This is a genomic window from Stenotrophomonas sp. STEN147, from assembly GCF_056757995.1.
In genome coordinates this window covers 106764-132850 of sequence record NZ_JBRRCG010000005.1, presented here as the reverse complement: position 1 = coordinate 132850, position 26087 = coordinate 106764, and the positions used below count along the sequence as shown (strand labels likewise).

Sequence of the window (26087 nt, the reverse complement as noted above, 5' to 3'; positions counted from 1 at the left end):
AAATCCCGGCATGCCCGATCTCTCTCTTCTGTTCGACACCGCTGCTGCGCGCGCGCTGGACGCCCGCGCGTCGGCGCTTGCCGGTGATGGTGGCTGGAGCCTGATGGCGCAGGCTGGCCTGGCGGGCTGGCAGTGCCTGCTGCAGCAATGGCCGGATGCCCGCAGTCTCTATGTGGTGGCTGGCGCCGGTAACAACGGCGGCGATGGCTACGTACTGGCGACCCATGCGCTGCAGGCGGGCCGCCAGGTGCAGGTGATCACCCTGCCGGGCAGGCTGCCCGCCACGCCGCTGGCGCAGCAGGCGGCGGCCGCATTCGCTGCCGCCGGCGGCAGCAGCATCGAGTTCGACGGCCAGCTGCCGGTCGCCGACGTCGGCGTGGATGCGCTGTTCGGTCTCGGCCTGGATCGGGCCCCGGCCGGCATGGCGCAGGCGCTGATCGAAGCACTCAACGCCTCTCCGGCGCCGGTGCTGGCACTGGATGTACCCAGCGGTGTCGATGCCGATCAGGGCGGCGTGCCCGGCGTTGCGGTGCGCGCGGCGGTCACCCTGCAGTTCATTGTCTGCCACCGGGGCCTGTACACCGGCGACGCGCTGGATCATGTCGGCCAGCGTCGGCTGGCGCCGTTGGACCTGCCGGAGGCGGCGCGGGAAGGCATCGCGGCCAGCGCGGAACGCTGGGTCGGCGACCGTCTGCGGGCGCTGCTGCCGCCGCGCCGGGCCAATACCCACAAGGGCGAGTCCGGGCATGTGCTGTGTGTGGGCGGCAACCACGGCAGTGGCGGCGCAGCGGTGATGGCGGCCGAGGCCGCACTGCGTGCCGGTGCCGGACTGCTCAGTGTCGGCACCCGTCGTGAGCATGTGGGGGCGATGCTTGCGCGCCTGCCCGAGGCGATGGCGCATGCGCTGGAAGATGGCGCGGCGTTGCCTGCGCTGCTGGACCGCGCACGGGTCGTTGCGATCGGGCCGGGCCTTGGCCAGGACGACTGGGCGCGTGCGCTGCATGCCAGCGTGCTCGCCTGCGGGCGTCCGCTGGTGATCGACGCCGACGCCCTGAATCTGCTGGCGCAGGACCCGCACGCGGTGCCTGATGCCATCCTGACGCCGCATCCGGGAGAGGCTGCACGCCTGCTGGGCTGCAGTACCGCCGAGGTACAGGCCGATCGCTTCGGCAGCGCGCAGGCGCTGGCCGAGCGCTATCACGCCACCGTGGTGCTGAAGGGTGCCGGCAGTGTAGTCGCGGCACCTGCGCGGCTGCCGCGGCTGATCGCGGCCGGCAACCCGGGCATGGCGGTCGGCGGCATGGGAGATCTGCTGACCGGCGTCATTGCTGGACTGCGCGCGCAGGGATTGGACGCATTCGATGCCGCAGCAGGCGGCGCCCTGCTGCACGCGCTTGCCGGCGACGCCGCGGCCACCGACGGCGCGCGTGGCCTGCTTCCCACCGACCTGCTGGCGCCCCTGCGGCGGCTGGCCAATCCGGAACGCTCCCCATGACCGAATTCTTCCTTGCCGACAGCGACGCCACCGAACGTCTCGGGCAGTGGCTGGCGGCCACGCGACCGCCGCAGGCGTTGATCGAACTGCGCGGCGACCTCGGCGCCGGCAAATCCACCACCGCGCGTGCGCTGCTGCGTGCGCTGGGCGTGCAGGGGGCGATCCGCAGCCCGACCTACACCCTGGTCGAGCGCTATCCGCTGGCCAGTGGTGGCGAGGCGTGGCATCTGGACCTGTACCGCATCGGCCAGGCCGGGGAACTGGATTTCCTGGGCCTGGACGAGGGCAGTGCGGTGCTGTGGCTGGTCGAGTGGCCGGAACGGGGGGCGGGCGCATTGCCGCCGACGGACCTGGTCGTGGCGCTGGAGATCGAGGGTCAAGGGCGCCGGGCGCGTCTCAGTGGGCTCAGCGACGCTGGCCGGGAATGGCTGCAGCGGCTGGCCGAAGGTGGAGACTTGCGGCCTGTTTCTGTCGCCTGACGAGAACAAAGATCGGCAGGTTACGGATTATTAAGGAAAAAGGTATTGCATTCCGTTCAGCGCGGTGATTGAATCCTGAGCCATGCGCCTGGGGAACCGTCTCATCGCCATCTGTGCCGCCGTCGGACTGGGTCTGGCGAGCCTCAGCGCGTGGGCGGGTGAAGTCCGCCAGGTGCAGCTGAATACAGGTTCCACCGGCACCCGCGCGGAAATCTCGCTGGTCGGCAGTGGCGGCTACAAGACGCTGTCGCTGGCCAACCCGAACCGGCTGGTGGTCGATTTCCCGGACTCCACTGCCGTGCGCAACCTGAAGATGCCGGCTGCGCAGGGCGTGGTGACGGCAGTGCGCACCGGACAACCGGTTCCGGGCACCTTCCGTGTTGTTTTCGATCTTGCGGAATCCGTGGCGCCGTTCCGCCCGCAGATGCAGCGCGAAGGGGAGGCGTCAAAGCTGGTGATCGAATGGCCGGGAGACAGCCCGGGCGTGGCCGCTGCGGCGCCGGCGCCGGCTCCGGCTCCGGTTGCCACGACCACGCAGACGACGGCACCCAGCATGCAGACGCGCAGCGACGCCGCCCGCGCTACCGCGTTGTTGACCGCGCAGGTGCAGCAGCAGGCCAGTGCCACGGCTGCCGCCCCGGCCGCGCCCACGCCGGCGCCGTCCACCGCGCCCGTGCAGGTGGCCGCTGCGGGCACCAGCGCCAGCAGCACCCCGCCGGCATCGTCGCCCGCGGCGATCCTGGCCGGCCAGCGCACCGCTGCGGTGGTGAGCAATCCGCCAGCCCCGGCACCGGTACCGGCATCGCCGCCGCCCGAACCGCCGCGTCCGGCGATGCCCAGCGACGCTTCGCGCATCCGCATGCAGCCTGGCATGCGGCACCTGGTGGTGGCGATCGATCCCGGCCACGGCGGACAGGATCCGGGCGCGATCGGGCCCACCGGCAAGCGCGAGAAAGACGTCACCCTGGCGGTGGCGCGTGAGCTGGCCCGTCAGGTCAATGCCACGCCGGGCCTGAAAGCTTATCTGACCCGCGACAGCGACGTGTTCATCCCGCTGCCGATGCGCGCACAGAAGGCCCGCGCGAACAAGGCTGACATCTTCATCTCGATTCATGCGGACGCCGCCGAGAACCGCTCGGCGACCGGTTCATCGGTGTACGTGCTGTCCACCAAGGGTGCCTCGTCGCAGCGTGCGCGCTGGCTGGCGGACAAGGAAAACGCCGCCGATCTGGTCGGTGGCGTGCGCCTGCAGCAGACCGAAGGCACGCTGGCCAACGTTCTGCTCGATCTGGCGCAGAGCGGTTACATGAAGGCCTCCGAAGATGCGGCCGGTCATGTGCTGGGTGGACTGAAGCGGATCGGCAACAACCACAAGCCAAACATCGAGCGGGCCAACTTCGCGGTGCTGCGCACCTCGGACATGCCGGCGATGCTGGTGGAAACCGCCTTCATCTCCAATCCGGACGAGGAGCGCCGCCTGATCGACCCGGGCTACCAGCGCAAGATCGCCGGTGCGGTGCTCGATGGCGTGCACACGTTCTTCAGCCGGCAGCCGCCGCCGGGGACGCTCTACGCGGCCCGCGCACAGGCCGAGATCGACGCGGCCGCCACCATGGCCGGCGGCAGCAAGTAGGCTGCACCCTGTTGGACCGGCCATGCCTGGGGCGTGGCGCATCATCGGCATCGCACAGGTGATCCGGCTCGACTCTCCACGCGGTACCTCCGCTATCATCGGCGCATGAAGTCTGCTGCCTACCTTGCCCCATGAGCGCGCCCGGCCCGCGCCCGATCCGGCCCTTGCCGGACATCCTGATCAACCAGATCGCCGCCGGCGAGGTGGTCGAGCGCCCCGCGTCAGTGGTCAAGGAACTGGTCGAGAATGCGATCGATGCCGGCGCCAGCCGTGTCGACATCGACCTGGAAGAAGGCGGCGTGCGCCTGATCCGCATCCGCGACAACGGCAGTGGCATCGCAGCGGAGCAGCTGCCATTGGCCGTCTCGCGGCATGCCACCAGCAAGATCGCCAACCTGGACGATCTGGAGTCGGTGGCCACGCTCGGGTTCCGCGGCGAAGCGCTGCCATCGATCGCGTCGGTCAGTCGTTTCACCCTGGCGTCGCGCCGCGCAGATGACGAGCACGGTTCCGCGCTGCAGATCGATGGCGGCAAGATCGGCGAGGTCACGCCGCGCGCGCACGCACCGGGTACCACGGTGGAAGTGCGCGAGCTGTTCTACAACGTGCCCGCGCGACGCAAGTTCCTGCGCGCCGAGCGCACCGAACTGGGGCACATCGAAGAATGGCTGCGCTCGCTGGCGCTGGCGCGGCCGGACGTCGAGCTGCGTGTCTCGCACAATGGCAAGGCATCACGCCGCTACAAGCCGGGTGACCTGTATTCGGATGCGCGCCTGTCCGAGACGCTGGGCGATGACTTCGCGCTGCAGGCGGTGCGCGTGGACCACAGCGGCGCGGGCCTGCGCCTGCACGGCTGGATCGCGCAGCCGCATTATTCGCGGGCCAGTACCGACCAGCAGTACCTGTACGTCAACGGCCGTTCGGTGCGCGACCGCAGCGTTGCCCACGCGGTGAAGATGGCCTACGGCGATGTGCTGTTCCATGGCCGGCAGCCCGCCTACGTGCTGTTCCTGGAACTCGACCCCACGCGCGTGGACGTCAACGTGCATCCGGCCAAGCACGAAGTGCGTTTCCGTGATGCGCGGCTGGTCCATGATTTCGTCTACCGCACGCTGAAGGACGCGCTGGCTGATACCCGAGCCGGCGTGTCGGCGCAGGAGATCGGTGCAGGTGCCGGGCAGGCAGCGGACGCCGGGGCAGCCGCGGCGGCATCGACCGTGGGCGCATCCCGATTCGGTCTGGTCCGTGGCCCTGCTCCGGGGGCGGGCGGCGGTGGCGGATATCAGGGATGGCGCCCGCAGCAGCCGCTGGGCCTGCAGGTTGCCGATGCGCCGGCCGCCTACGCCGCGCTCTATGCCACGCCTGCTGCAGGCGAAGCCGGCACTGCGCAGCCCGCGATGCCGAGCGGAAACGGCCTGCCGGACACCCGTGCAGACGCGGGCGTGCCGCCTTTGGGCTATGCGATCGCGCAGCTGCACGGCATCTACATCCTGGCCGAGAATGCCGAAGGCCTGATCGTGGTCGACATGCACGCGGCGCACGAACGCATCGGCTACGAGCGGCTGAAGAACGCGCACGATGGTATCGGCCTGCAGTCTCAGCCGTTGCTTGTGCCGATCACGCTGGCGGTGGGCGAACGCGAAGCGGATACCGCAGAGAGCGAGTCCGCGACGCTGGCCGCGCTTGGTTTCGAGGTGACGCGGGCCGGCCCGGGCTCACTGCATGTGCGCAGCATTCCCGCGCTGCTGGCCCACGCCGAGCCGGAGGGGCTGCTCCGCGATGTGCTGACCGACCTGCGTGAGCACGGCCAGAGCCGCCGCGTAGCGAGCGCGCGTGATGAACTGCTGTCGACCATGGCCTGCCATGGCGCCGTGCGTGCCAATCGCCGGCTGACGGTGCCGGAAATGAACGCCCTGCTGCGCGACATGGAGATCACCGAGCGATCCGGCCAGTGCAACCACGGCCGGCCGACCTGGGCCCGTTTTTCGCTGGCGGAGATCGACCGCTGGTTCCTGCGCGGACGTTGAGGGGAGCATCGATGGCGTATCGGGGAATGGGCGGCCTGCTGGCTGTCTTGTTGCTGGCAGCCTGCAGCCCGGCGCCGCCGCCGGCGCCTGCGGTGGTGGAAGATCCGGCATACGCCGCCGCGCAGCAGCAATGGCGCGTGGCGCGTTATCAGGACCTGACACGGCCTGATGGCTGGACGGCGCTGGTCGGTCTGCACTGGCTGCAGAACAGCTCGCACTTCGTTGGCAGCGGTGCCACCAATGGCATCCGCCTGGCAGTGGGGCCGGACAAGCTCGGCCTGCTGCGGCGCGAGGGCCGGCAATGGTGGTTCACGCCGGAAGCCGGGGCGGAGCTCACTCACAATGGCCAGCCGGTGAGGGGGCGCATCCGCATGGATACCGACAAGGATCCGCAGCCTACCCTGCTTGCCTTCGACGGTGGCAAGGGCCAGCTCAGCCTGATCCGGCGTGGTCCGCGCGATGCGCTGAGGGTCAAGCATGCCGACGCGCCTGCACGCCGGGATTTCGCCGGCCTGCAGTACTGGCCGGGAGGTCCCGACTGGCAGGTGCAGGCGCGCTTCGTTGCGCACGCGCCGGGCAAGACCTTGCCGATCGTCGACATCACCGGATTGACCACCGACATGCCCAATGCCGGTGCCGTCGAGTTCGAGCGTGATGGGCGGACCTGGCGGCTGGAGGCGATCGGTGCCCCCGGCGAGCCCCTGTTCCTGATTTTCGCGGACCGCACCAGCGGCCGCGGCAGTTATCCCGCTGGCCGCTATCTGGATACCGGCGCCCCCGGCGCCGATGGCCGCGTGCTCATCGATTTCAACCACGCCTACAACCCGCCCTGCGCGTTCACGCCCTACGCGACCTGCCCGTTGGCACCGCCGGAGAACCGGCTGGACCTTCGCGTGGACGCGGGCGAAAAGGCCTACCACCTGCCTGAAGGAGAAGGCTGACATGACGATCAGACACCTGTTCCACGCCGCCCTGTTGCTGCTGGCCTGCGCGGTGGCGCCACTGGCGCAGGGCCGCAATGCCCCGGCCGCTGAAGGTGCGTCGGTCAAGCCGCCGGTACCGCTGCTGTGGAAGGTCACCGGCCCCGGCGATTCACGGCTGTATCTGCTCGGCTCGTTCCATCTGTTGAAGCCGCAGGACTATCCGCTGTCGGCTGATGTGGAGCAGGCCTTCGGGGCCTCGCAGCGCGTGTTGTTCGAACTGTCGCCGGAAGACATGCAGTCGCCGCAGCTGGCCAGCCGCATGGTGCAGGCCGCCGTGCGCACCGACGGCAGCGAACTGAAGCGTGATCTCGATGCAGCGACCTGGCAGAAACTGCAGGCGTTCGCCACCGCGAACAAGCTGCCGCTGGCGCAGATGCAGGGCATGAAGCCCTGGTTTGTCGGCCTGAGCATTTCAGTGGGGCAGATGCAGAAGATGGGCCTGGACCCGGCGCTCGGTCTGGACCGTCACTTCATGGAGCGCGCACAGGCGACCGGGCGCAGCACCGGTGGCCTGGAGGACATCGATACGCAGATCGGCATGCTTGATGGGATGTCGGTGCAGGAACAGCGGCAGATGCTGTCCGAAGCCCTCGATCAGGCCGACAAGGGCGATGAACAGGCACGCATGCTGCACGACGCCTGGCGCCGCGGTGACGAGCGCCTGCTGTGGACGAAAATGGCTGCCGAGATGCGCCAGCAGTATCCGCAGCTGTATCAGCGCATCAATACCGGCCGCAATGATGCCTGGGTGCCGAAGCTGGTGCCTTATCTGCAGGCGGGGCAGGGTGGCACGCTGGTGGTGGTTGGCACGCTGCATCTGCTCGGCAGCGATGGCGTGGTCGAGAAGCTCAGGGCGAAGGGCTACAAGGTCGAGCGCGTCTGCACAGCGTGCAAGGCGAAGCGCTGACGTCTGCCTGCGGATGACCCGCAGACGAAAACGGCGCGCCAGTGGCGCGCCGTTCTCGTTTTCATGTCCGTCCCTGCCGTAGCTCAGCGGCGGGTCTTGCCGCCGGTGCCGGTGCCCGGTTCGGTCGGTTTGCTGCCGGTTCCGGTTCCCGTGCCGGTTCCGCCAGGGCGGGGGCCGCCGAAGCCGGTGCCCATGCTGCGCTGGAATTCCTGCCACAGCTCCAGGTTGCGTTCGGTCAGCTGGTTCATCATCGCCCACGGCGTCTGGCCCAGCAGGTTGCCCATCTGCTGGCGGAACTGCTGCTGCTGGTCCAGGAACACCTGCATGCTGCGTTCCAGGTAGTTGCCCATGAATCCCTGCAGGGAGTCGCCGTAGAAGCGGATCAGCTGGCTCAGCAACTGGGTGGAGAGCATCGGCTCGCCGTCCTGCTCCTGGTCGGCGATGATCTGCAGCAGGACCGAACGGGTAAGGTCGTCACCGCTCTTGGCGTCGCGGACCTCGAAGTCTTCACCGTCCAGTATCAGCTGGCGGACGTCCTCGATGGTGATGTAGCTGGAAATCTCGGTGTCGTAGAGACGGCGGTTCGGATACTTCTTGATGATGCGGGTCGCAGCCATGAAGCGGTCACTCGTCACAGTAGACGCGCAGCATGGCGCAGTGCAGCAGCCGTTGCAACCGCCCCAGCCCCCGCCAGGCTTGGCTTTCACGGCGGATCATGTTGCGCAACAAGGGTTTGCGTGCTGCGCAGCATGACCGCAGGCAGGTGCGGTCCGGCACGTGACCGGCCGCCCCCGCGCGGATCACCAGCCCATGTGGTGGCCGCCGTTGATGTCCAGGTTGCTGCCGGTGATCCACGAGGCCTCCTCGGCCACCAGGAAGGACACGCCGTAGGCGATCTCCTCCGGCTTGCCCAGGCGCCCGGTCGGAATGTCGGCGATGATCTTGGCCCGCACCTCCTCCGGCACGGCCATGACCATGTCCGTGGCGACGTAGCCCGGCGAAATGGTGTTGACGGTGATGCCGAAGCCCGCGTTCTCGCGCGCCAGTGAGATGGTGAAGCCGTGCATGCCGGCCTTGGCGGCGGCGTAGTTGGCCTGGCCGTACTGGCCCTTCAGGCCGTTGATCGAGCTGATCTGGATGACCCGGCCCCAGCCGCGGCGACGCATGCCTTCGATGACCGGGCGGGTGACGTTGAACACCGAATTTAGGTTGGTGTTGATCACGTCATGCCACTGGTCCGCACGCATCCGGTGGAAGGTCGTATCGCGGGTGATGCCGGCGTTGTTGACCAGGATCTCGACCGGGCCCAGTTCGTTTTCGACGGCGCGCACCATGGCTTCGGCACTGTCCGGATCGGACACGTCGCCGGCGAAGATGGACACGCTGTAGCCGCGTTCGGTCATCGCCTGCTGCCAGGCGCGGGCCTTGGCTTCATCACGATAGTTGGTGGCGACCCGGTGGCCCTGGTCGGCCAGGCGTTGGCAGATGGCGGTGCCGATGCCGCCGGTTCCGCCGGTGACCAGTGCGACGCGAGATGTCATGGAATGCAGTCCGGGTTTCAGGTGGGGGAAGGGGGATTCTGCAACATCGGCGCGGAAAGTGCGCCCGTCGGCAACAGGATGTCCGTGCGTGGCAGGCGGGCCGGATCGAATGCCTGCCGGGCGGCCGCGAGCAGGTCGTGCAGATCGTCGTGACCCTCGAGTGCGGCGGGCGACTGGCCGAGCAGGCCCCACAACTGACGCAGCACCGGTACCGGGCGGGCGCTGTCGACCGGCAGCGCGGCCAGCGACTTGGACAGCTTGTGCCCCGGGGCGTCCAGCAGCAGCGGCAGGTGCCAGTACTGCGGCACTGCCAGTCCGAGTGCCTGCTGCAGCAGGATCTGCCGCGCGGTGGAGTCGAGCAGGTCGGCGCCGCGCACCACGTCGGTGACGCCCTGCGCGGCATCGTCGACCACCACCGCCAGCTGGTAGGCCCAGCACCCGTCGGCGCGGCGCAGCACGAAATCACCCACCTCGGCGTGGACGTCCTGCACCTGACGGCCGCGCAGGCCATCGTCGAACTGCACCACGCTGCCGGCCGGTACGCGGAAGCGGACGGCAGGGTCCGGTCGGGGCTGCCGCGCGACGCAGCGATGGTGGATGCCACCCCGGGCTGCCAGTTCGCTGCGGCTGCAGTGGCAGATGAAGGCCTGCCCGCTGGCCAGCAGCCTGTCCAGAGCCTGCTGGTAAGCATCGCCACGTTCGCTCTGCCACAGCACCGGACCATCGTGGGCCAGGCCGAATGCGGCCAGTGCCTGCAACTGCGCGTGCGCAGCCCCGGGCACGGTGCGTGGGGGATCGATGTCCTCGATGCGCAGCCGCCACAGGCCATGGTGATGGCGTGCGAGCAGCCAGCTGCCGAACGCAGCCAGCAGGGAGCCGGGGTGCAGCAGGCCGGTAGGCGAGGGCGCGAAGCGGCCGCAGGAAAGGGGGGAGGTCATGCTGGCTGAATCGTCGGTCAGGTTGGTGCTTGAATTCAAGCTGACCGCACCGCAAATTGACGGATATCGACCCCTTCCGAGCCGGAATTTCCCATGTTTACCCGCATCGCACTCTTTCTAGCCACCAACTTTGCAGTGCTGATCCTGGCCGGCATCGTGATGTCGCTGCTGGGGGTGAATCCGAACCAGATGAGCGGCCTGCTGGTGATGGCTGCGATTTTCGGCTTCGGCGGTTCCTTCATCTCGCTGCTGTTGTCCAAGTGGATGGCCAAGCGCTCCACCGGCGCGGTGGTGATCACCGAGCCGCGCAATCAGACGGAACGCTGGCTGCTGGCCACCGTCGAGCGCCAGGCCAAGGCGGCCGGCATCGGCATGCCCGAAGTGGCGGTCTACGATGGCCCGGAGATCAACGCATTCGCCACCGGCGCCAACCGCAACAACGCGCTGGTGGCGGTGTCCACCGGTCTGCTGCAGAATATGAGCGAAGACGAGGCCGAAGCGGTACTGGGCCACGAGATCGCCCACGTGGCGAATGGTGACATGATCACCATGGCGCTGCTGCAGGGTGTGCTGAACACCTTCGTGATCGTGCTGGCGCGCGTGGTCGGCGGCGTCATCGACAGCGCACTGTCGGGCAACCGCGAAGGCGGTGGCCGCGGGTTCGCCTACTACATCATCGTGTTCGTGCTGGAGATGGTGTTCGGCCTGTTCGCGACCATGATCTCGATGTGGTTCTCGCGCCATCGTGAGTTCCGCGCCGATGCCGGTGGCGCCTCGCTGGCGGGTCGCCAGAAGATGATCGCCGCGCTGGAGCGCCTGCGGCTCAACCACGGCCAGAGCACGCTGCCGACCCAGATCGCCGCCTTCGGCATCGCCGGTTCGACCGCGAAGAAGCTGTTCATGAGCCACCCGCCGCTGGAAGAGCGCATCGCCGCGCTGCGGGCCTCGACGGTGGTGTAAGCCTCCAGTTGCAATGCACTGCTACAGGAACGCCCGGCCCCGTGCCGGGCGTTTCTGTTTACGCGTTGGCGGCCTCGACGCGTGCCCGCGGGATCGTTTCCGCAACTGTGGAGGGGTGTCACTTTCTTTGCTCGTGCAAAGAAAGTAACCAAAGAAACACGCCGCCAGGGCGCGAGCCAATGCTGCGCATTGGTACCCTGCGCTCCTCGGTCCGTCGAGGGACGGTGCGGGAACTCGCTGCGCTCAGACACCCGCACCTCTTCGCCCTCGCCGGACCTGCGGTGCTCGGCTCGCTCAAGGCGGACCCAACGTCAAGAACCACAGCTGCGCGACGATGACGGGTAGCGCCGGGCCATGCCCGGCGAGCGAAGCGGCCGCGTCTGCCTTCGACCTTGAAGGTGATACCTCTCGGCGGTGGCGGAAGTGAGTCGCCGGGCGCGCAAACAAGAACGGCACCTTCACAGGTGCCGTCGCCATGAACCGCTTTACAGGGACGCTCAGAACTTCGCGTCGAACTCGGCTGCATAGCCCGTGTTGACCAGCACCTTCTGCAGCGACTCGGCCACCTTCAGGTTGCCCGCCACGACCTGCTGGGTTTCCGGACCGCGGTTGTCCATGCGTGCAAGCGGTGCTCCCTTGAAATCGCACACCTTGCCACCGGCCTCACGCACCAGCAGCACGCCGGCCGCGATGTCCCAGGCCTTCACCCCGGCCTCGAAGTAGGCGTCGGCGCGACCGCAGGCGACATAGGCCAGGTCCAGCGCAGCGGAACCGGTACGGCGGATGTCCTCGGCCTGCACCAGCAGGGCATCGACCGCCTTCAACTGGGCGCCGGCACGGGCGCGCTCGCGCGGAGCGAAGCCGGTCTGGATCATGGTGCCGCCCAGGTCCTTGCGATCCGCCACGCGGATGCGACGGTCGTTCAGCACGGCGCCCGCGCCACGGCTGGCGGTGAACAGCTCGTTGCGCAGCGGATCGAAGATGACCGCGTCGGTCGGCTCGCCGTTCTCGACCAGGGCGATCGATACACAGTAGTGGGGCACGCCGCGCAGGTAGTTGCTGGTGCCGTCCAGCGGATCGATGACCCACATGTGGCGATGTTCGCCCTGCACGCCGCCTTCCTCGCCAAACACGCCGTACTCGGGATACGCGCGCTTGAGCTCCTTGACGATGACCTTTTCCGCGTCCGCATCGACTTCGCTGGCGTAGTCCATCCGCCCCTTCTGCACCACGTTCAGTGCCTCGAGCTTGTTGATGTTGCGCAACAGGACGTTGCCGGCGAGGCGGGCGGCCTTGACCATGACGGTGACGGCGGGTTTCTGCATGGCGTGGGCTCCCGGAAAGGCAGAAGGGTAGGACTGGCGGGGGAAAAGAGCGGGTCCGGCGCAGTGGCCGGCAGCACAGTTTACCATTGGTCATCGTCCAGCTCGACCTTTTCCCTGTTCATGTCCCAGTTCCCCGCCGCCACCCGCCTCCGATTCGTCCTGGTCGGAACCCAGCATCCCGGCAACATGGGCGCCGCCGCCCGCGCCCTGAAGACCATGGGCCTGGCCCGCCTGGTACTGGTGGCCCCGGAAAAACCGCTGGACGAGGAGGCATTCCGCCGCTCGGCCGGCGCCGAGGACGTGCTCGGCGATGCGCCCGTGGTGGCCACCCTGGCCGAGGCCGTCGCCGACTGCCGTCTGGTGCTGGGGTGTACGGCCCGCGCACGCCGGGTCCAGCTGGAGGAGTACCTGCCCGCCGACGCAGCGGCCCGTGCGGTCGCCAAGGCCGGTGAGGGTGCCGAGGTGGCGCTGGTGTTTGGCCGGGAACGGACCGGCCTGACCAACGAGGAGCTGCAGCTGTGCCACGCGGCGGTGCACATTCCGTCCGATCCGGCGTTCAGTTCGCTCAACCTCGCCGCCGCCGTGCAGGTGCTGGCCTACGAGGTGCGCATGCAGCTGCTCGGCGCCCAGCCTGCCGTTGGCGCCGAACCGGGCTTTCGTGAGCAGGTGGCCAGCCACGAACAGATGGAGAGCTTCTTCGCCCAGCTTGGCGACACCCTGGACGAGATCGATTTCCACAAGGGCCGTGCGCCGGAGTCGGCGATGCGCAAGCTGCGCCGCCTGTTCCTGCGCAGCGAGCCGAGCGAGCAGGAAGTGCGGTTGCTGCGCGGCATCCTGGCCGATGCCCAGCGCATGGCTCGTCTTGCCAAGCCGGGCAGTCACAACGGCTGACGACGTTCTCATTTTTTCGGGTAGTCTGTCCGGATACCCAGGGGGGATGAAACCGGTGTCGGGTCTGCGAACGGCAATGCAGGGGGCGCTGCTGAGCCTGGCCATGGTCCTGCTGGCCGGAACGGTGCGCGCTGCGCCGGATCCGGTGCTGGTGCTGGGCCGGATCAGCGACGATCCCAAGGCCCATTACCAGCAGCTGCAGCCGCTGCTGGACTACGTGGTGGCACGCATGCACGACGTCGGCATCCAGGAGGGGAGGATACTGATGGCGCGTGATCCGCAGCAGATGGCCAGCTATCTGCGGCGGGGGCAGGTCGACTGGGTCACGGAAACCGCCGGAACCGCCGTGGCGCTGGGGCAGCGCAGCGGTGCGCGGCCGTTGCTGCTGACCGAGCGCAATGGCGTGCGTGAGTACCAGACCGTATTCTTCGTGCGCCGCGACAGCCCGTTCCAGCGGCTGGAGGACCTGCGGGGCCACCGCCTTGCGCTGCAGAACACCGCATCCACCAGCGCCTACCTGGTGCCGGTGATGACGTTGCTGGGCCACGGGTTGTCCCCACAGATCCTCGCGGGTACGTGGGACGCCCCGGGCACGGACAGCGTCGGCTATGTGTTCGCCCGCAGCGAGCTGAACATCGCCACCTACGTGCACAAGGGCGTGGCCGATGGGGGTGCGGTGAGCAGCGTGGACTGGAACGATGAACGGCGCATGCCGCGGGCGTTCCGGCGCGACTTCCGCGAACTGTTGCGCACGGAGCCCTATCCTCGCGCCGTGGAGGTGGTGCGCGCCGACCTGGATGCACGCGTCCGTGACCGCCTGCAGGAGGTCCTGCTGCAGGCGGCCAGTGATCCACAGGCACAGGCGGCGCTTCACCGTTTTTTTGGTACTTCCGGTTTCCACCGCGTCGACGCGCATGCGCAGCAGCGGCTGGATGAATTGAAACAAGGATTGACGCGCGTGCGGATGGAAGTGGAATGAAGTGGCTCGGCTCGGGAATGCAGGCGCGGTTCCTGCTCGCGATGGGCGGGGCGATGCTTGTGGTGGTGGCGATCCTGGCGGTGCTGCTGGGGCGGCAGGCGGCGATGCAGAGCGAGGTGCGCAACCTCAGCGGCGGCGTCATCCATGAACTGTTCGACCGCAGCGTGCGCAGCCGCGGCGAAGCGATCGCCCGTGAGCTTTCCGATGCGCTGGCCAACCCGCTGTACTACCACGATCTGGACCAGGTCGGCGCACTGGTGCGCAGCACGTCGCGGCAGCCCGTGGTGCGCTATGTGCTGGTGTTCGACGAACGTGGCCGGCTGGTGCACGACGGTTCGGTGGAGGTCGCTGCCTTCGGTCAGCCGATGGGAGATCCCCTTGCGCCGGGCGCGATCGCCGCGCGGACGCTGGTGGTGCAGCAGTCGCCAAAGGTGCTCGACAACACGATGCCGATCATGGTCGGCAACCAGCGCATCGGCGGCGTCCGCGTCGGCATGGCGTTGGACGAAGTGCAGCAGCGCGAGCAGGCCGCCAACGCAACGCTGGGCGAGCGCCTGCAGCAGGTCGGCAGCCGTCATCTGGGCTGGCTGCTGCTGATGCTCGGCCTGCTGGTGGTGATCGGCGTGGCGGTGATCTTCTACGTGCAGCGCACCCTGGTCGCGCCGATCCGCGACCTGGCGGTGGCGGCCCGTCGCATCGAAGCCGGCGACTACCAGGCGCCGCTGCTGGAGAATACCCGCGACGACGAGGTCGGCGAGCTGGTGCGGGGATTCGCCCGCATGCGTGATGCCATCGCCCGCCACGACCGCGAGGTGCGGCACATGGCCTACACCGACGCACTGACCGGCCTGACCAACCGCTTGGCGTTCCGCGAAGCTCTGGACCACCGGCTGATGGCCGCGCGTGCGTCCAAGCAGCGGCTGGGCCTGTTGTTTGCGGACATCGACGATTTCAAGCGGGTCAACGATACCCTCGGGCATGAAGCGGGCGACGAAGCGCTGCTGCAGTTTGCCCAGCGGATCGGCCGCGCCGTCGCCGAGGCCGGGGGCGATGAGGCGCTGCTGGCCCGTTTTGGCGGCGACGAGTTCGTGATCCTGGTCGGCGACGGCGATGTCGCTGCCAATGCGCGGCTGCTGGCCGAGGTGCTGGTGCGCGAACTGGGCAAGCCGCTGGTGGTGCAGGGCAGGGAGCTGTTCCTGGGCACCTCCATCGGCGTGACCCTGTTCCCGGACGATGCCGCAGACGCGACCACACTGCTGAAGAACGGCGACATCGCCATGTACCAGGCGAAGATGGCCGGCAAGAATTGCTACCGGTATTACAGCCGGGCGATGGACCATGCCGTCGAGCGCCGCGTGCACATGGAACAGGAACTGCGCGGCGCCTGGGAGCGCGGCGAGCTGCGCCTGGCCTACCAGCCGATCTTCCGCACCCGCGACCGGCGGATGGTCGGCGTCGAGGTGCTGCTGCGCTGGCAGCACCCCACTCTGGGCACGATCCCGCCGTCGGTGTTCATCGAAGTGGCCGAGCAGAGCGGGCTGATCGAGGTGATCGGGCCGAAGGTGCTGCGCGCGGCCTGCATGGAAGCGTCGCAGTGGCCGCGCAGTGCGGGCGGCGATGATCTGTTCGTGTCGGTGAACGTGTCGCCCCGGCAGCTGCGTGGCGGCGAGCTGCCGTCACTGGTCGCACAGTGCCTGCATGAGTCGGGGCTGCCGGCTTCGCGCCTGCATCTGGAACTGACCGAGACCGCCGTGATCGGTGATGAGATGGTGGCCGCGCAGTTGCTGGACAAGCTGCACCGCACCGGCGTCAAGGTGTGGCTGGACGACTTCGGCACCGGCTTCTCGGGCTTGAGCCACCTGCGCCAGGTGCCGGTGGACGGCGTGAAGATCGACAAGAGTTTCATTGCCGACATGCAGCGTGATCCGGACGACCTGGCGCTGACCACGGCGATCATCGCCATGGCCCACGCGCTGGGCATCACGGTGGTGGCCGAGGGCATCGAGCAGCAGGCGCAGTTCGAGCTGCTGGCCCAGCGCGGCTGCGATCTTGGCCAGGGCTACTGGCTGAGCCACCCGGTCACCGCGACCGAAGTGGTGCGGATGATCGAGTCCGGCGTCTGAGTCCTGGTTCAGGGGTCAGATCCCTTTCTGCAGGGAACGGCTCTGACCCCGGCGGGATCGTTACAGCGGGCGCTTGCTCGGGTCGCCGGGCAGTTCCCGCACCAGCTTGGGAACCAGGTAGCCGGACAGGCGCGCGGTCAGGCCGGCGATCAACTCCCTGGCGCGGGTGTCATCCACCTCGAAGTGGGCCACGCCCTCGACCCGGTCCAGCTGGTGCAGGTAATAGGGCAGCACGCCGGCGGCAAAGCTGCGTTCGCTCAGCTCCTGCAGCGCCTGCACGCTGTCGTTGACGCCACGCAGCAGCACCGCCTGGTTCAGAAGCTGTGCGCCGGTCCCACGCAGGCGCGCCATTGCCGCGTCCACGCTGGCATCGAACTCGTTGCGATGGTTGGCATGGACCACGATCGCCAGCGGCCACGGCAGGCTGCCCAGCCAGGCCAGCAGCTCGTCGTCGACCCGTTCCGGCAGCACGATCGGCAGCCGGGTGTGGATGCGCAGGCGACTGATGTGCGGAATCCGCCGCAGCGCGTCGGTCAGTTCGACCAGCTTGTGGGTGGCCAGCGACAGCGGATCTCCCCCGGACAGGATTACTTCGTCGATATCCGGATCGGCGGCGATGGCGTCCACCGCTTCCCACCAGCCCCCTTTGGCGGCATTTTCAGCGGCGTAGTCGAAGTGCCGGCGGAAACAGTAGCGGCAATTGATCGCACAGCTGCCGGTGGCGATCAGCAGCGCCCGGCCCCGGTACTTCTGGATCACCCCGGTCGCCTTCCTGGCCGCACCATCGCCGACCGCGTCGAAGCTGAACCCGGGAACGACCTGCATCTCGTCATTGACCGGCAGTACCTGGCGCAGCAGCGGGTCGGCCGCATCGCCCTTGCGCATGCGGGCCACGAATCCCTCCGGTACGCGCAGCGCGAACTGGGCCATGGCCGCCTCGGACACGCCCAGTGCGGCCGGATCCAGCTCCAGCCGCGCCAGCAGTGCGTGCGGGTCGCGCAGCGCCTGGCGCCAGAGTTCCTGCCAGCGTGCGGGTGCACCCGGCGACGACGGGCGGGGAAAGGCGGAAAGCTGCATGGAGAGGGGGCCTGCGGTTATCATGGGGGCAGAAAAACAGTCGCCCACCGGCATCCGGTGGGCTTTCCATTCTACCGGCTCGCCGCACCCGCGGCGGTTTTGCCATTTGAGGAGCTTGAGCATGGCCACTGTGGGCATGAATGACGTCAAGAACGGGATGAAGATCCTGGTCAACAATGAACCGGCGGTCATCACCGATACCGAATACGTCAAGCCGGGCAAGGGCCAGGCGTTCACCCGCGTCAAGTACCGCTTCATCCGTTCGGGCCGCGTGGTCGAACTGACCATGAAGGCGACCGACGACCTGGAAGTGGCCGACGTGGTCGACACCGACATGAACTACATGTACAGCGATGGCGAGTACTGGCACTTCATGGATCCGGAGACCTTCGAGCAGGTCCAGGCCGACAAGGCCGGCATGGGCGGCGCCGAAAAGTGGCTGAAGGGCGAGGAAGCCTGCATCGTGACCCTGTTCAACGGTGCGCCGATCTTCGTGCAGCCGCCGAACTTCGTCGAGCTGAAGATCACCGAAACCGATCCGGGCGTCCGCGGTGACACCTCCGGCGGTGGCGGCAAGCCGGCCACCCTGGAAACCGGTGCCGTGGTCCGCGTGCCGCTGTTCGTCAACCAGGATGAAGTCATCCGGGTCGACACCCGTTCGGGCGAGTACTCCTCGCGCGTGAAGTAATCCGGCGCAGCCGGATGACCTGTGAGCCGGGCCCAGGCCCGGCTTTCCGGGCATCGCCCGGAACCCGTTGCCGGCGTCCACGGCGCCGCAACGGTCAGCCGCCGGGCATGGCCCGGCGCTACCGCCTCCCGTGAGGTTCTCCCCCCAGCCAAGTGAGCCTGCATGAGCGACAGCCCGCACCTCCCCGAAGCCTGCGACCTGCTCATCGAAGCCGGGTACGTCGTTCCGATCGAACCGCATGCCGTGGTGCTGGAAGACCATGCCGTAGCCGTGCGTGGCGCCGAGATCGTGGCCGTGCTGCCGCGTGCCGAAGCGCGGGCGCGCTTCCGTGCCGCGCAGGTGGTCAGCCGTCCGGACGCCGCGCTGATGCCGGGCCTGGTCAACGCGCACACGCACAACCCGATGACCCTGCTGCGCGGCGTTGCGGATGACCTGCCGCTGATGACCTGGCTGCAGGAGCACATCTGGCCGGTGGAAGCGGCGGTGATCGGCCCCGAGTTCGTCGCCGACGGCACCACGCTGGCCATTGCCGAGATGCTGCGCGGCGGCACCACCTGCGCCAACGAGAACTACTTCTTCGGCGACGTGCAGGCGGCGGTCTACAAGAAGCATGGTTTCCGCGCGCTGGTGGGGGCGGTCATCATCGATTTCCCGACCGCCTGGGCGAAGAGCGACGACGAGTACTTCGCCAAGGCCGGTGAACTGCACGACCAGTGGCGCAACGACAGTCTGATCGGCGTCGCGTTCGCACCGCATGCGCCCTACACGGTCAGCGATGCCAATTTCGAGCGGGTGCGGATGCTGTCCGACCAGCTCGACATGCAGGTGCACCTGCATACCCATGAGACCGCGCAGGAAGTCAGCGACTCGATCAGGCTGCATGGCCAGCGTCCGCTGGCGCGGCTCGATCGCCTCGGCCTGGTCAATGACCGGTTGATCGCGGTGCACATGACCCAGCTGACCGACGCGGAGATCCACCTGTGCGCCGAGCGTGGCGTCAGCGTGGTGCATTGCCCGGAATCGAACCTGAAACTGGCCTCCGGCTTCTGCCCCGCCTGCGCCCTGCAGCGCGCAGGCGTGAACCTGGCCATCGGCACCGATGGCTGTGCCAGCAACAACGACCTGGACATGTTCAGCGAGAACCGCACCGCGGCGATCCTGGCCAAGGCTGTCGCCAACGACGCCACCGCGCTGGACGCGGCCACCACGTTGCGCGCTTCCACCCTCGGCGGTGCCCGTGCGCTGGGCTTCGGCGAGCGGATCGGCTCGATCGAGGTGGGCAAGCAGGCCGATCTGGTCTGCGTGGACCTGTCCGCGCTGGAAACCCAGCCGCTGCACAACGTGCTTTCGCAGCTGGTGTACGCCACCGGCCGGCAGCAGGTGAGCGACGTCTGGATTGCCGGCAAGCCCAAGCTGGTGCAGCGCGAGCTGGTCGGCATGGACCTGCCGGGCATCATCGCCAACGCGCGCCAGTGGCGCGAGCGCATCCGCCATATCCGCGCCTGAACCCTGGCGCTGCAAGGATTCCCCATGACTGTCCCCCATGCTTCCTCCAATTTCGATCAGGCCGAGCTGGACAAGTTCGCCGCACTGGCCAACCGCTGGTGGGACGCCGATGGTCCGCAGAAGCCGCTGCATGCGCTGAACCCGGTGCGCCTGAAGTACGTGGCCGACCGCGTGCCGCTGCGCGGCGCACGCGTGCTCGACATCGGCTGCGGTGGCGGCCTGCTGAGCGAAGCACTGGCCCAGGCCGGTGCCGATGTCACCGCTATCGATCTGGCCCCGGAGCTGGTCAAGGTCGCGCGCCTGCACGCACTGGAAAGTGGTGCCAAGGTCGACTACCGGGTGCAGGCCGCCGAGGACCTGGCCGCTGAACAGCCGGGCAGCTTCGATGTGGTGACCTGCATGGAGATGCTCGAGCACGTGCCGGACCCCGGCGCGATCATCGAGGCCTGCAGGCGGCTGCTGAAGCCGGGCGGTCACCTGTTCCTGTCGACCATCAACCGCACGGCCGCCGCATTCGCGGTGGCCATTGTCGGTGCCGAATACGTGGCGCGCCTGTTGCCGAAGGGTACCCACCACTACCAGGAATTCATCAGGCCGGCCGAACTGGCACGCTGGTTGCGCGAGGCTGATCTGCAGCTGGCCGATGTCAGCGGCATGGCGTATGAGCCGTGGCGCAACCGTGCCCGCCTCAGCACCCGCACCGACATCAACTACCTGGCCTACGCGGTCAAGCCGGCATGACCGCCACGCACTTCCCGCGCGCGGTGCTGTTCGACCTGGACGGCACCCTGCTGGACAGTGCGCCGGACTTCGTTGCCACCTGCGACGCCATGCTGGCCGAACGTGGACGCGCGCCGATCGATCCGGCGCAGCTGCGCCCGGTGGTGTCCAAGGGCTCGCGGGCGATGATCGCGGTGGCCTTCCCGGACCTGGATGCGCATGCGCGCGACGCGCTGATCCCGGAGTTCCTGCAGCGCTATGAAGCGTTGATCGGCCAGCACGCGGTGCTGTTCGATGGCGTCGCCGGCATGCTCGCCGCGCTCGATGCAGCTGGAACGGTATGGGGCATCGTCACCAACAAGCCCGAGTACCTGGCGCGGTTGATCCTGCCGCAGCATGGTTGGCAGCAGCGCTGCGCCGTGCTGGTTGGCGGCGACAGTCTGGCCGAGCGCAAGCCGCACCCGCTGCCGCTGCTGCACGCTGCGCAGGCGATTGGTGTTGCGGCGGGCGACTGCGTGTATGTCGGCGACGACGAGCGCGACATCATCGCGGCGCGCGCCGCGGCCATGCCATCGGTGGCCGCGCTGTGGGGCTACCGCCTGCACAGCGACGACCCGTTGGCCTGGCAGGCCGATGTACTGGTCGAGAACGCTGCACTTCTGCAACTGGCCAGCTTGTGGCCAACCCGGCCGGCACGCCCGGCCCACCCGTAAGGACGATCGTAGTGAGCAGCACCGCGCTGGAAAGCTTCCTCGACAAATGGCGCAGCCGTTGGCCGGAATGGTCGGTGGCCGCGCCGTTCGTGGCCGAATCGCACCGTGAGCTGGCCGTAGCGTGGTTCGCGCTGCTGCAGGAATTCGACGACATGCTCAATACCAGTGGCGATCCGTTGCCGGCCGATGCCAAGCTGGCATGGTGGGGCGAGGAGCTGCGCAGCTGGGAAGGACAGCGTTCGCGCCATCCGCTGGGTCGTGTGCTGGAACCGGTGCGTGCGCCGTGGGCGCGGTTGGCGGAAACGCTGCCGGATCTGGTGGAGGCACGCACCGTCGCGCCGGATGCGGCCCGTGCCGAAGCCGCGCTGGCCCGCTACGCTGAAGCGGTCGCGGCCGTGGAAGTGGTGTTGTTCGATGACAGGCCGCGGACCGGTGCGGGCCGGGCCGTGCAGTTGCAGACGCTGGCCCAGCGCCTGCAGGACGCAGGCGTGGTCGGCGTGCCGCGCAGCCTGCTGGACGAGGACACCCGCTCCGCCGCGCAGCGCTGGGCGCAGCACCTGTTGAAGGGGTGGGGCACGCGCGTGCCCGGCCCGCGCCCGCGCCGCGTGTGGTCCAGCCTGGCCCGTGCACGCCTGACGGCCCAGGCGGCCGGCAAGCCGATCGAGGCGACCCCGCTGCGCACCCTGCTGCGGGTGTGGTGGGCCGCACGCGGCTGATTCCGTCGCCGCTGCGCTCGCCGGGCATGGCCCGGCGCGACCGGGTTGCAGGTTGCTGATTCCGTTGCCGCTGCGCTCGCCGGGCATGGCCCGGCGCTACCGGGTTGCGGGTCGCTGATTCCGTTGCCGCTGCGCTCGCCGGGTATGGCCCGGCGCTACCGCTGGTGGCTCTGGTAGCGCCGGGCCATGCCCGGCGAGGGTGCACGCGGGTTACTTCCGCTCCAGCACCAGCAGCGGATCGATGCGGGTGTCGAACCAGTTCATGCCCCAGTGCAGGTGTGGGCCGGTGGCACGGCCGGTGGCGCCGACTGCGGCGATCACCTGGCCTTGTTCCACACGGTCGCCAACTTTTACGTCGATGCGTGACAGGTGCAGGAAGTTGGAGCTGACCCCGAAGCCGTGGTCGAGCAGCAGCGTACCGCCGGTCAGGTACAGGTCCGGCCCGGCGAAGGTGACGATGCCCGCGGCCGGTGCCTTCACAGGGGTGCCGGTCGGTACCGCGATGTCCATGCCGGAATGGCCGGCACCGGGCTGCCCGTTGTAGACGCGCGCGTTGCCGAAGCGGCCGCTGATGCGGCCCTGCACCGGCCAGATGAAGGTCTGGGTGAAGTCGGTGCGGTCATCGTCGCGGGCACGCGCGGCGGTCACCTGTGCCTGCTCGCGCTTGATCCGTTCGGCAATGGCGGGCGGAGGATTGACCGTCTTCGGCGGCACACCGTTGACCCGTTCGGTCGGCCAGTCACGCGGCGTCACCGTGATGGTGGCCGTTTCGCTGCCGCCGTCCGGGCGCTGCACCTGCACGCGCAGCGGTCCCTTTTCATCACGGCCGATACCGAACACCACGCTGCCGTAACCGCTCACGCGCAGCGAGCGGCCGGCATACTGCACCCGGCTGCCGGCGGGAACCTTGCCGATCACCAGCGCGCCCTGCGACGCACTGGCAGGAAACACCACGCGGCTGTCGATCAGGCTGCCGATGCCGTCCTGGGCCTGCGCCGCCGGTGCGGCGAGCAGGGGGGCCGCCAGCAGCAGCGCCCCGGTAAATAGAGCCGCGCGCATCAGCGGTCGTAGGTCAAGCGCTGGCCGGCCGGCTCGCCCACCAGCGCGCTGCCGTCCCACACCTGCTGGCCGTTGACCCAGGTGGAGGCGATGCGGGACCGGAAGGTCGTGCCTTCAAACGGCGACCAGCCGCACTTGGAGAGCACGTCCTCGCGCTTGACCGTGAACGGCACGTCTTCCACCAGCACGAGGTCGGCGAAATAGCCTTCGCGCAGGAAGCCGCGCTGCTCCACGTCGAACAGCTGGGCCGGGGCATGCGCGAATTTCTGCACCACCTGCTCACGGGTCAGTTTGCCCTCGTGCACGCGCTCCAGTGCGGCCACCAGCGCGTACTGCACCAGCGGCAGGCCGGACGGCGCCTGCGCATAGGGCTTCTGCTTCTCCTCCCAGGTGTGCGGGGCATGGTCGGTGGCCAGCACGTCCAGCACGTCGTCGGCCAGCGCGGCGGTGATCGCCTCGCGGTCGGCCACGTCCTTGATGGCCGGATTGCACTTGATCAGGTTGCCCTTGGTGGCGTAATCCGGGCGGGCGAAGTGCAGGAAGTGCACGCAGGTTTCGGCAGTGATCTGCTTGCGGCTGCCATCGGCCCGGATCAGCGGGCCCTTCTCGAACAGTGCCAGTTCGTCGGCGGTGGAGATATGCAGGACGTGCAGGCGGGTGCCGTGCTTGCGTGCCAGCGACAGCGCCAGCCGCGTCGACGTGATGCACGCTTCGCGCGAACGGATGTCCGGGTGCATGTCCGGGGTCAGCGCGTCGCCGTATTTTTCCTGGAAGGCTTTCAGGTTGGCATCGATCATCGGCGTGTCTTCACAGTGCGTGATGATCGGGGTCGGACACTCGCGGAAGATCGCGTCCAGTGTTTCCGGGTTGTCGACCAGCATGTTGCCGGTGGACGCGCCCATGAACACCTTCACGCCCGGCGCCTTCTTCGGATCGAGCTGGCGGATGGCCTCAAGATTGTCGTTGCTGGCCCCGTGGTAGAAGCCGTAGTTGGCCCAGGCGCGGCCGCGGGCCAGTTCGTACTTGGCTTCCAGGATGGTGGAGTCCAGCGTCGGCGGATTGGTGTTGGGCATGTCCATGAAACTGGTCAGGCCGCCGGCCACGGCCGCTGCCGATTCGCTGGCGATATCGCCCTTGTGGGTCAGGCCCGGCTCGCGGAAGTGCACCTGGTCGTCGATCATGCCGGGCAACAGCCAGCGGCCAGCGGCGTCCACCACCTGGTCACCCTCGCGCGGCGACAGCCCGGTGCCGATCTGCGCGATGCGACCGTTCTCGATGCGCAGGTCGCCATCGAAGGTGCGGCCTTCATTGACCATGCGGGCATTGGTGATGAGCGTGGAGGACATGTCAGTGTTTTCCTGTGCAACGGCATGAAGGGGTGTCGGTGCGTTCGGGCACGAGGTCGACACCGCCGGGGTGGAAGGGGTGGCAGCGGCCGAGCCGGCGCGCGGCCAGCCAGCTGCCGCGCAGCGGGCCATGCAGGGAGATGGCTTCCATCGCGTATTCAGAACAGCTGGGCACGAAACGGCAGCGTGGCCCCAGCAGGGGGCTGATGAAGCGCTTGTAGAAGCGCAGCAGGGCAATGAGCAGGCGCGAGATCACCCAGTCATCTTATGCCAGTTGGCATGAAGGCCGCATTTGTGCAGGATGGGCCGTTGGTCGCATGTCGCCGATGGCCTGCGACCGGTACCGGCACCTTCGGGTGCCGGCCAGGTTCCGTACCGCGCGAGGCGGTCCGTGTTCGTCGGACTGCCCATTGGGGGCCTTGACTCCAGGACTGAATGGAGCGGGGCTGTCGAGGTTGCTGCTGCGGGTCGGGTAGGCTATAAAGGCCCGCTTTCCCGGGCCCCGGGGAATCCAAGGAAGAGCGTTTCGTGGCTGCTAAAAAAACTGCAAAGAAGGCCGCAAAGGCCGCCAAGAAAACCGCCAAGCCTGTTGTGAAGAAGTTGGCGGCAAAGCCCGTTGTCAAGAAGCCGGCGGCCAAGCCGGCGACCAAGGCAGCGTCCTCGCAACCGGCGGCCAGGAAGGCCACCGCGAAAAAAACGCCGGCCAAGGCAAGCAAAGCGGCCGTCAAGAAGGCCACTGCGCCGGTCAAGGCCAAACCTGCTGCTGCCAGCAAGAAGGCGCCGGCAGTGAAAAAGGCGGCCAGCAAGGCGGCGCCGGTCAAGAAGGCTGCTGCCAAACCGGCTGCGAAGAAGCCGGCAGCCAAGCCGGCGCCGAAGGCGGCGGTGAAAAAGCCGGTTGCAGCGCCAGCGGCAAAGAAGGCCGCGGCGCTCAAGCCGGCGGCCAAGCCTGCCGCTGTAAAGAAGGTCACCAAGAATATCGCCACGCCGGCTGCCAAGCCGGCACCGGCCCCCGTAGTGAAGTCCGCACCGAAGCCTGCCGCAACGCAGGCTCCGGCCAAGCCTGTCCCGGCCAAGACCGCGGCAGGTGCTGCAGCCAAACCGGCATCCAAGCCGGCCTCGGCCGCTGCATCTTCCGCATCGACCGCCCCGCAATCCAAGAATCCCGTGCCCGTTTCGAAATCGCCTGCCAAAACCGCCGTGAAATCCGATCCCGCTCCGAAGACCGTGTCGCGCCCTGTCGGCAAGGTCGCCGTGGCCGTCGCCGCCCGCTCGGCCGCGCCGGCCCCGCGCAGCAAGTACAAGGTTGTCGAGTACAAGACCGACGAGGCCACCGGCCGCCCGATTCTGCCGGCCGGTTACAAGCCGTCGTCGGAAGAGGAATACATGAGCCCGCTGCAGCAGGAGTACTTCCGCCAGCGCCTGCAGAACTGGCGCGCGGACCTGGTGGAGGAGTCCAAGCAGACCATCGAGAATCTGCGCGAGGAAGTGCGTGATATCGGCGACGAGGCCGAGCGTGCGACCCGTGAGACCGAGAACTCGCTGGAACTGCGCACCCGCGACCGCTACCGCAAGCTGATCGGCAAGATCGACAGCACGCTCAAGCGCCTGGAAGCCGGTGATTACGGCTACTGCGTGGACACGGGTGAAGAGATCGGTCTGGAGCGCCTGGAAGCCCGCCTGACGGCCGAGCGCACCATCGACGCCCAGGAGCGTTGGGAGCACCTGCAGAAGCAGCAGGGCGACTGATTCCCGATCGTTGTCTGGTCATGCAGAAAACCCGGCCTTGGCCGGGTTTTTTGTTGGGTTCACGTTGGCTGTGTAGGGCAGCGCCTTCCGGGTATCGGTGGAGCCCGCGGGTGTAAGCTCGGCCGCGGTATCCATGCCGCGGACGGTTCTGCCCGGCCCCACCCACAGGCTCTCGACGCATCCCTGCGTGCGCGGCCGATGTAGAGCCGAGCCCACGCTCGGCTCAGGCCGAAGC

24 protein-coding genes are annotated in these 26087 nt (G+C 68.2%); 16 read left to right on the top strand and 8 right to left on the bottom strand.

Translation table 11 applies throughout. The annotated features are described in order from the left end of the window. The first annotated feature begins 10 nt into the window (after positions 1–10). From ACVOKU_RS07795 to ACVOKU_RS07770, 6 genes are all read left to right on the top strand, one after another. Positions 11–1495 carry an NAD(P)H-hydrate dehydratase gene (locus ACVOKU_RS07795; RefSeq protein ID WP_481559560.1) on the top strand — a complete coding sequence of 495 codons (1485 nt, stop codon included), beginning with the start codon at positions 11–13 and terminating at the stop codon, positions 1493–1495. Then, positions 1492–1974: a tRNA (adenosine(37)-N6)-threonylcarbamoyltransferase complex ATPase subunit type 1 TsaE gene (gene tsaE, locus ACVOKU_RS07790; RefSeq protein WP_481559559.1), complete on the top strand. Its 483-nt coding sequence runs from the start codon at positions 1492–1494 to the stop codon at positions 1972–1974. Before ACVOKU_RS07795 ends, tsaE begins: the two co-directional genes overlap by 4 nt. Before the next feature lie 82 nt (positions 1975–2056). Then, a complete protein-coding gene (locus ACVOKU_RS07785) occupies positions 2057–3607 on the top strand; it encodes an N-acetylmuramoyl-L-alanine amidase (RefSeq protein WP_164150591.1) in 1551 nt (516 codons plus the stop codon). 131 nt (positions 3608–3738) lie between these two features. Then, complete coding sequence (gene mutL / locus ACVOKU_RS07780) at positions 3739–5634, top strand: DNA mismatch repair endonuclease MutL (protein WP_481559558.1); 1896 nt, start codon at positions 3739–3741, stop codon at positions 5632–5634. 11 nt (positions 5635–5645) lie between these two features. Beyond that, a complete protein-coding gene (locus tag ACVOKU_RS07775) occupies positions 5646–6575 on the top strand; it encodes a DUF1684 domain-containing protein (protein WP_253119473.1) in 930 nt (309 codons plus the stop codon). Position 6576: 1 nt separating this feature from the next. Next, positions 6577–7524, top strand: a complete 948-nt coding sequence (locus ACVOKU_RS07770) for a TraB/GumN family protein (protein ID WP_481559557.1) — start codon at positions 6577–6579, stop codon at positions 7522–7524. A gap of 83 nt (positions 7525–7607) precedes the next feature. Here ACVOKU_RS07770 and phaR read toward each other — a convergent pair whose 3' ends face one another. The 3 genes from phaR to gluQRS all read right to left on the bottom strand — a co-directional run bounded on the left by phaR (position 7608) and on the right by gluQRS (position 10003). Then, complete coding sequence (gene phaR, locus ACVOKU_RS07765) at positions 7608–8141, bottom strand: polyhydroxyalkanoate synthesis repressor PhaR (RefSeq protein ID WP_262100364.1); 534 nt, start codon at positions 8139–8141, stop codon at positions 7608–7610. A gap of 183 nt (positions 8142–8324) precedes the next feature. Further along, positions 8325–9065 (bottom strand): acetoacetyl-CoA reductase, encoded by a 741-nt coding sequence (gene phbB, locus ACVOKU_RS07760; RefSeq protein ID WP_065175510.1) that lies wholly within the window; start codon positions 9063–9065, stop codon positions 8325–8327. Between the two features lie 17 nt (positions 9066–9082). Then, the gene (gene gluQRS / locus ACVOKU_RS07755; RefSeq protein ID WP_481559556.1) at positions 9083–10003 is read right to left on the bottom strand and encodes a tRNA glutamyl-Q(34) synthetase GluQRS; all 921 of its coding nucleotides are present in this window, start codon (positions 10001–10003) and stop codon (positions 9083–9085) included. 93 nt (positions 10004–10096) lie between these two features. Between gluQRS and htpX the strand changes: the two genes are divergently transcribed. Beyond that, the gene (gene htpX, locus ACVOKU_RS07750; protein WP_481559555.1) at positions 10097–10963 is read left to right on the top strand and encodes a protease HtpX; all 867 of its coding nucleotides are present in this window, start codon (positions 10097–10099) and stop codon (positions 10961–10963) included. Between the two features lie 497 nt (positions 10964–11460). Here htpX and ACVOKU_RS07745 read toward each other — a convergent pair whose 3' ends face one another. Further along, a complete protein-coding gene (locus ACVOKU_RS07745; protein ID WP_053520092.1) occupies positions 11461–12288 on the bottom strand; it encodes an inositol monophosphatase family protein in 828 nt (275 codons plus the stop codon). 120 nt (positions 12289–12408) lie between these two features. Here ACVOKU_RS07745 and ACVOKU_RS07740 point away from each other — a divergent pair, with 120 nt between their 5' ends. Genes ACVOKU_RS07740 through ACVOKU_RS07730 form a run of 3 tightly spaced genes read left to right on the top strand, consistent with a single transcriptional unit; the run spans position 12409 to position 16281 of the window. Further along, positions 12409–13179, top strand: a complete 771-nt coding sequence (locus tag ACVOKU_RS07740; RefSeq protein WP_053520091.1) for an RNA methyltransferase — start codon at positions 12409–12411, stop codon at positions 13177–13179. 46 nt (positions 13180–13225) lie between these two features. Continuing rightward, complete coding sequence (locus tag ACVOKU_RS07735; protein ID WP_053520090.1) at positions 13226–14158, top strand: phosphate/phosphite/phosphonate ABC transporter substrate-binding protein; 933 nt, start codon at positions 13226–13228, stop codon at positions 14156–14158. Then, a complete protein-coding gene (locus ACVOKU_RS07730; RefSeq protein WP_053520089.1) occupies positions 14155–16281 on the top strand; it encodes a putative bifunctional diguanylate cyclase/phosphodiesterase in 2127 nt (708 codons plus the stop codon). The genes ACVOKU_RS07735 and ACVOKU_RS07730 overlap by 4 nt, the downstream gene beginning before the upstream one ends. Positions 16282–16341: 60 nt before the next feature. Here ACVOKU_RS07730 and epmB read toward each other — a convergent pair whose 3' ends face one another. Further along, entirely contained in the window at positions 16342–17358 is a 1017-nt protein-coding gene (gene epmB, locus ACVOKU_RS07725) for an EF-P beta-lysylation protein EpmB (protein WP_481559554.1), read from the bottom strand. Positions 17359–17479: 121 nt separating this feature from the next. Between epmB and efp the strand changes: the two genes are divergently transcribed. From efp to ACVOKU_RS07700, 5 genes are all read left to right on the top strand, one after another. Continuing rightward, the gene (gene efp / locus ACVOKU_RS07720) at positions 17480–18046 is read left to right on the top strand and encodes an elongation factor P (protein ID WP_053520087.1); all 567 of its coding nucleotides are present in this window, start codon (positions 17480–17482) and stop codon (positions 18044–18046) included. A 162-nt stretch (positions 18047–18208) separates the two neighbouring features. Next, a complete protein-coding gene (locus tag ACVOKU_RS07715) occupies positions 18209–19552 on the top strand; it encodes a TRZ/ATZ family hydrolase (RefSeq protein WP_481559553.1) in 1344 nt (447 codons plus the stop codon). Positions 19553–19576: 24 nt separating this feature from the next. Continuing rightward, on the top strand, positions 19577–20293 hold the full coding sequence (gene ubiG, locus ACVOKU_RS07710; protein ID WP_111186435.1) for a bifunctional 2-polyprenyl-6-hydroxyphenol methylase/3-demethylubiquinol 3-O-methyltransferase UbiG: 717 nt from the start codon (positions 19577–19579) through the stop codon (positions 20291–20293). Beyond that, a complete protein-coding gene (locus ACVOKU_RS07705; RefSeq protein ID WP_481559552.1) occupies positions 20290–20985 on the top strand; it encodes a phosphoglycolate phosphatase in 696 nt (231 codons plus the stop codon). The genes ubiG and ACVOKU_RS07705 overlap by 4 nt, the downstream gene beginning before the upstream one ends. Before the next feature lie 11 nt (positions 20986–20996). Next, positions 20997–21701 carry a squalene/phytoene synthase family protein gene (locus ACVOKU_RS07700; RefSeq protein ID WP_481559551.1) on the top strand — a complete coding sequence of 235 codons (705 nt, stop codon included), beginning with the start codon at positions 20997–20999 and terminating at the stop codon, positions 21699–21701. Between the two features lie 210 nt (positions 21702–21911). Here ACVOKU_RS07700 and ACVOKU_RS07695 read toward each other — a convergent pair whose 3' ends face one another. The 3 genes from ACVOKU_RS07695 to yidD are packed head-to-tail and all read right to left on the bottom strand — an operon-like array spanning position 21912 to position 24362. Further along, a complete protein-coding gene (locus ACVOKU_RS07695; protein ID WP_481559550.1) occupies positions 21912–22760 on the bottom strand; it encodes a M23 family metallopeptidase in 849 nt (282 codons plus the stop codon). Next, positions 22760–24106 (bottom strand): dihydroorotase, encoded by a 1347-nt coding sequence (locus ACVOKU_RS07690; protein WP_481559549.1) that lies wholly within the window; start codon positions 24104–24106, stop codon positions 22760–22762. The genes ACVOKU_RS07695 and ACVOKU_RS07690 overlap by 1 nt, the downstream gene beginning before the upstream one ends. A gap of 1 nt (position 24107) precedes the next feature. Continuing rightward, positions 24108–24362: a membrane protein insertion efficiency factor YidD gene (gene yidD, locus ACVOKU_RS07685; protein WP_053519683.1), complete on the bottom strand. Its 255-nt coding sequence runs from the start codon at positions 24360–24362 to the stop codon at positions 24108–24110. A 272-nt stretch (positions 24363–24634) separates the two neighbouring features. Between yidD and dksA the strand changes: the two genes are divergently transcribed. Next, a complete protein-coding gene (gene dksA / locus ACVOKU_RS07680) occupies positions 24635–25852 on the top strand; it encodes an RNA polymerase-binding protein DksA (RefSeq protein ID WP_481559548.1) in 1218 nt (405 codons plus the stop codon). Positions 25853–26087 lie beyond the last annotated feature (235 nt).

Bases quoted from the DNA above. Each gene is read 5' to 3' on its own strand.
- tsaE (WP_481559559.1), top strand. From the start codon at position 1,492: ATGACCGAATTCTTCCTTGCCGACAGCGACGCCACCGAACGTCTCGGG.
- ACVOKU_RS07735 (WP_053520090.1), top strand. From the start codon at position 13,226: ATGAAACCGGTGTCGGGTCTGCGAACGGCAATGCAGGGGGCGCTGCTG.
- ACVOKU_RS07695 (WP_481559550.1), bottom strand. From the start codon at position 22,760: ATGCGCGCGGCTCTATTTACCGGGGCGCTGCTGCTGGCGGCCCCCCTG.
- phaR (WP_262100364.1), bottom strand. From the start codon at position 8,141: ATGGCTGCGACCCGCATCATCAAGAAGTATCCGAACCGCCGTCTCTAC.
- ACVOKU_RS07785 (WP_164150591.1), top strand. From the start codon at position 2,057: ATGCGCCTGGGGAACCGTCTCATCGCCATCTGTGCCGCCGTCGGACTG.
- ACVOKU_RS07740 (WP_053520091.1), top strand. From the start codon at position 12,409: ATGTCCCAGTTCCCCGCCGCCACCCGCCTCCGATTCGTCCTGGTCGGA.
- ACVOKU_RS07715 (WP_481559553.1), top strand. From the start codon at position 18,209: ATGAGCGACAGCCCGCACCTCCCCGAAGCCTGCGACCTGCTCATCGAA.
- ACVOKU_RS07795 (WP_481559560.1), top strand. From the start codon at position 11: ATGCCCGATCTCTCTCTTCTGTTCGACACCGCTGCTGCGCGCGCGCTG.
- epmB (WP_481559554.1), bottom strand. From the start codon at position 17,358: ATGCAGCTTTCCGCCTTTCCCCGCCCGTCGTCGCCGGGTGCACCCGCA.
- ACVOKU_RS07770 (WP_481559557.1), top strand. From the start codon at position 6,577: ATGACGATCAGACACCTGTTCCACGCCGCCCTGTTGCTGCTGGCCTGC.
- ACVOKU_RS07745 (WP_053520092.1), bottom strand. From the start codon at position 12,288: ATGCAGAAACCCGCCGTCACCGTCATGGTCAAGGCCGCCCGCCTCGCC.
- ACVOKU_RS07730 (WP_053520089.1), top strand. From the start codon at position 14,155: ATGAAGTGGCTCGGCTCGGGAATGCAGGCGCGGTTCCTGCTCGCGATG.
- phbB (WP_065175510.1), bottom strand. From the start codon at position 9,065: ATGACATCTCGCGTCGCACTGGTCACCGGCGGAACCGGCGGCATCGGC.
- htpX (WP_481559555.1), top strand. From the start codon at position 10,097: ATGTTTACCCGCATCGCACTCTTTCTAGCCACCAACTTTGCAGTGCTG.
- ACVOKU_RS07690 (WP_481559549.1), bottom strand. From the start codon at position 24,106: ATGTCCTCCACGCTCATCACCAATGCCCGCATGGTCAATGAAGGCCGC.
- mutL (WP_481559558.1), top strand. From the start codon at position 3,739: ATGAGCGCGCCCGGCCCGCGCCCGATCCGGCCCTTGCCGGACATCCTG.
- ACVOKU_RS07775 (WP_253119473.1), top strand. From the start codon at position 5,646: ATGGCGTATCGGGGAATGGGCGGCCTGCTGGCTGTCTTGTTGCTGGCA.
- efp (WP_053520087.1), top strand. From the start codon at position 17,480: ATGGCCACTGTGGGCATGAATGACGTCAAGAACGGGATGAAGATCCTG.
- ACVOKU_RS07705 (WP_481559552.1), top strand. From the start codon at position 20,290: ATGACCGCCACGCACTTCCCGCGCGCGGTGCTGTTCGACCTGGACGGC.
- gluQRS (WP_481559556.1), bottom strand. From the start codon at position 10,003: ATGACCTCCCCCCTTTCCTGCGGCCGCTTCGCGCCCTCGCCTACCGGC.
- ubiG (WP_111186435.1), top strand. From the start codon at position 19,577: ATGACTGTCCCCCATGCTTCCTCCAATTTCGATCAGGCCGAGCTGGAC.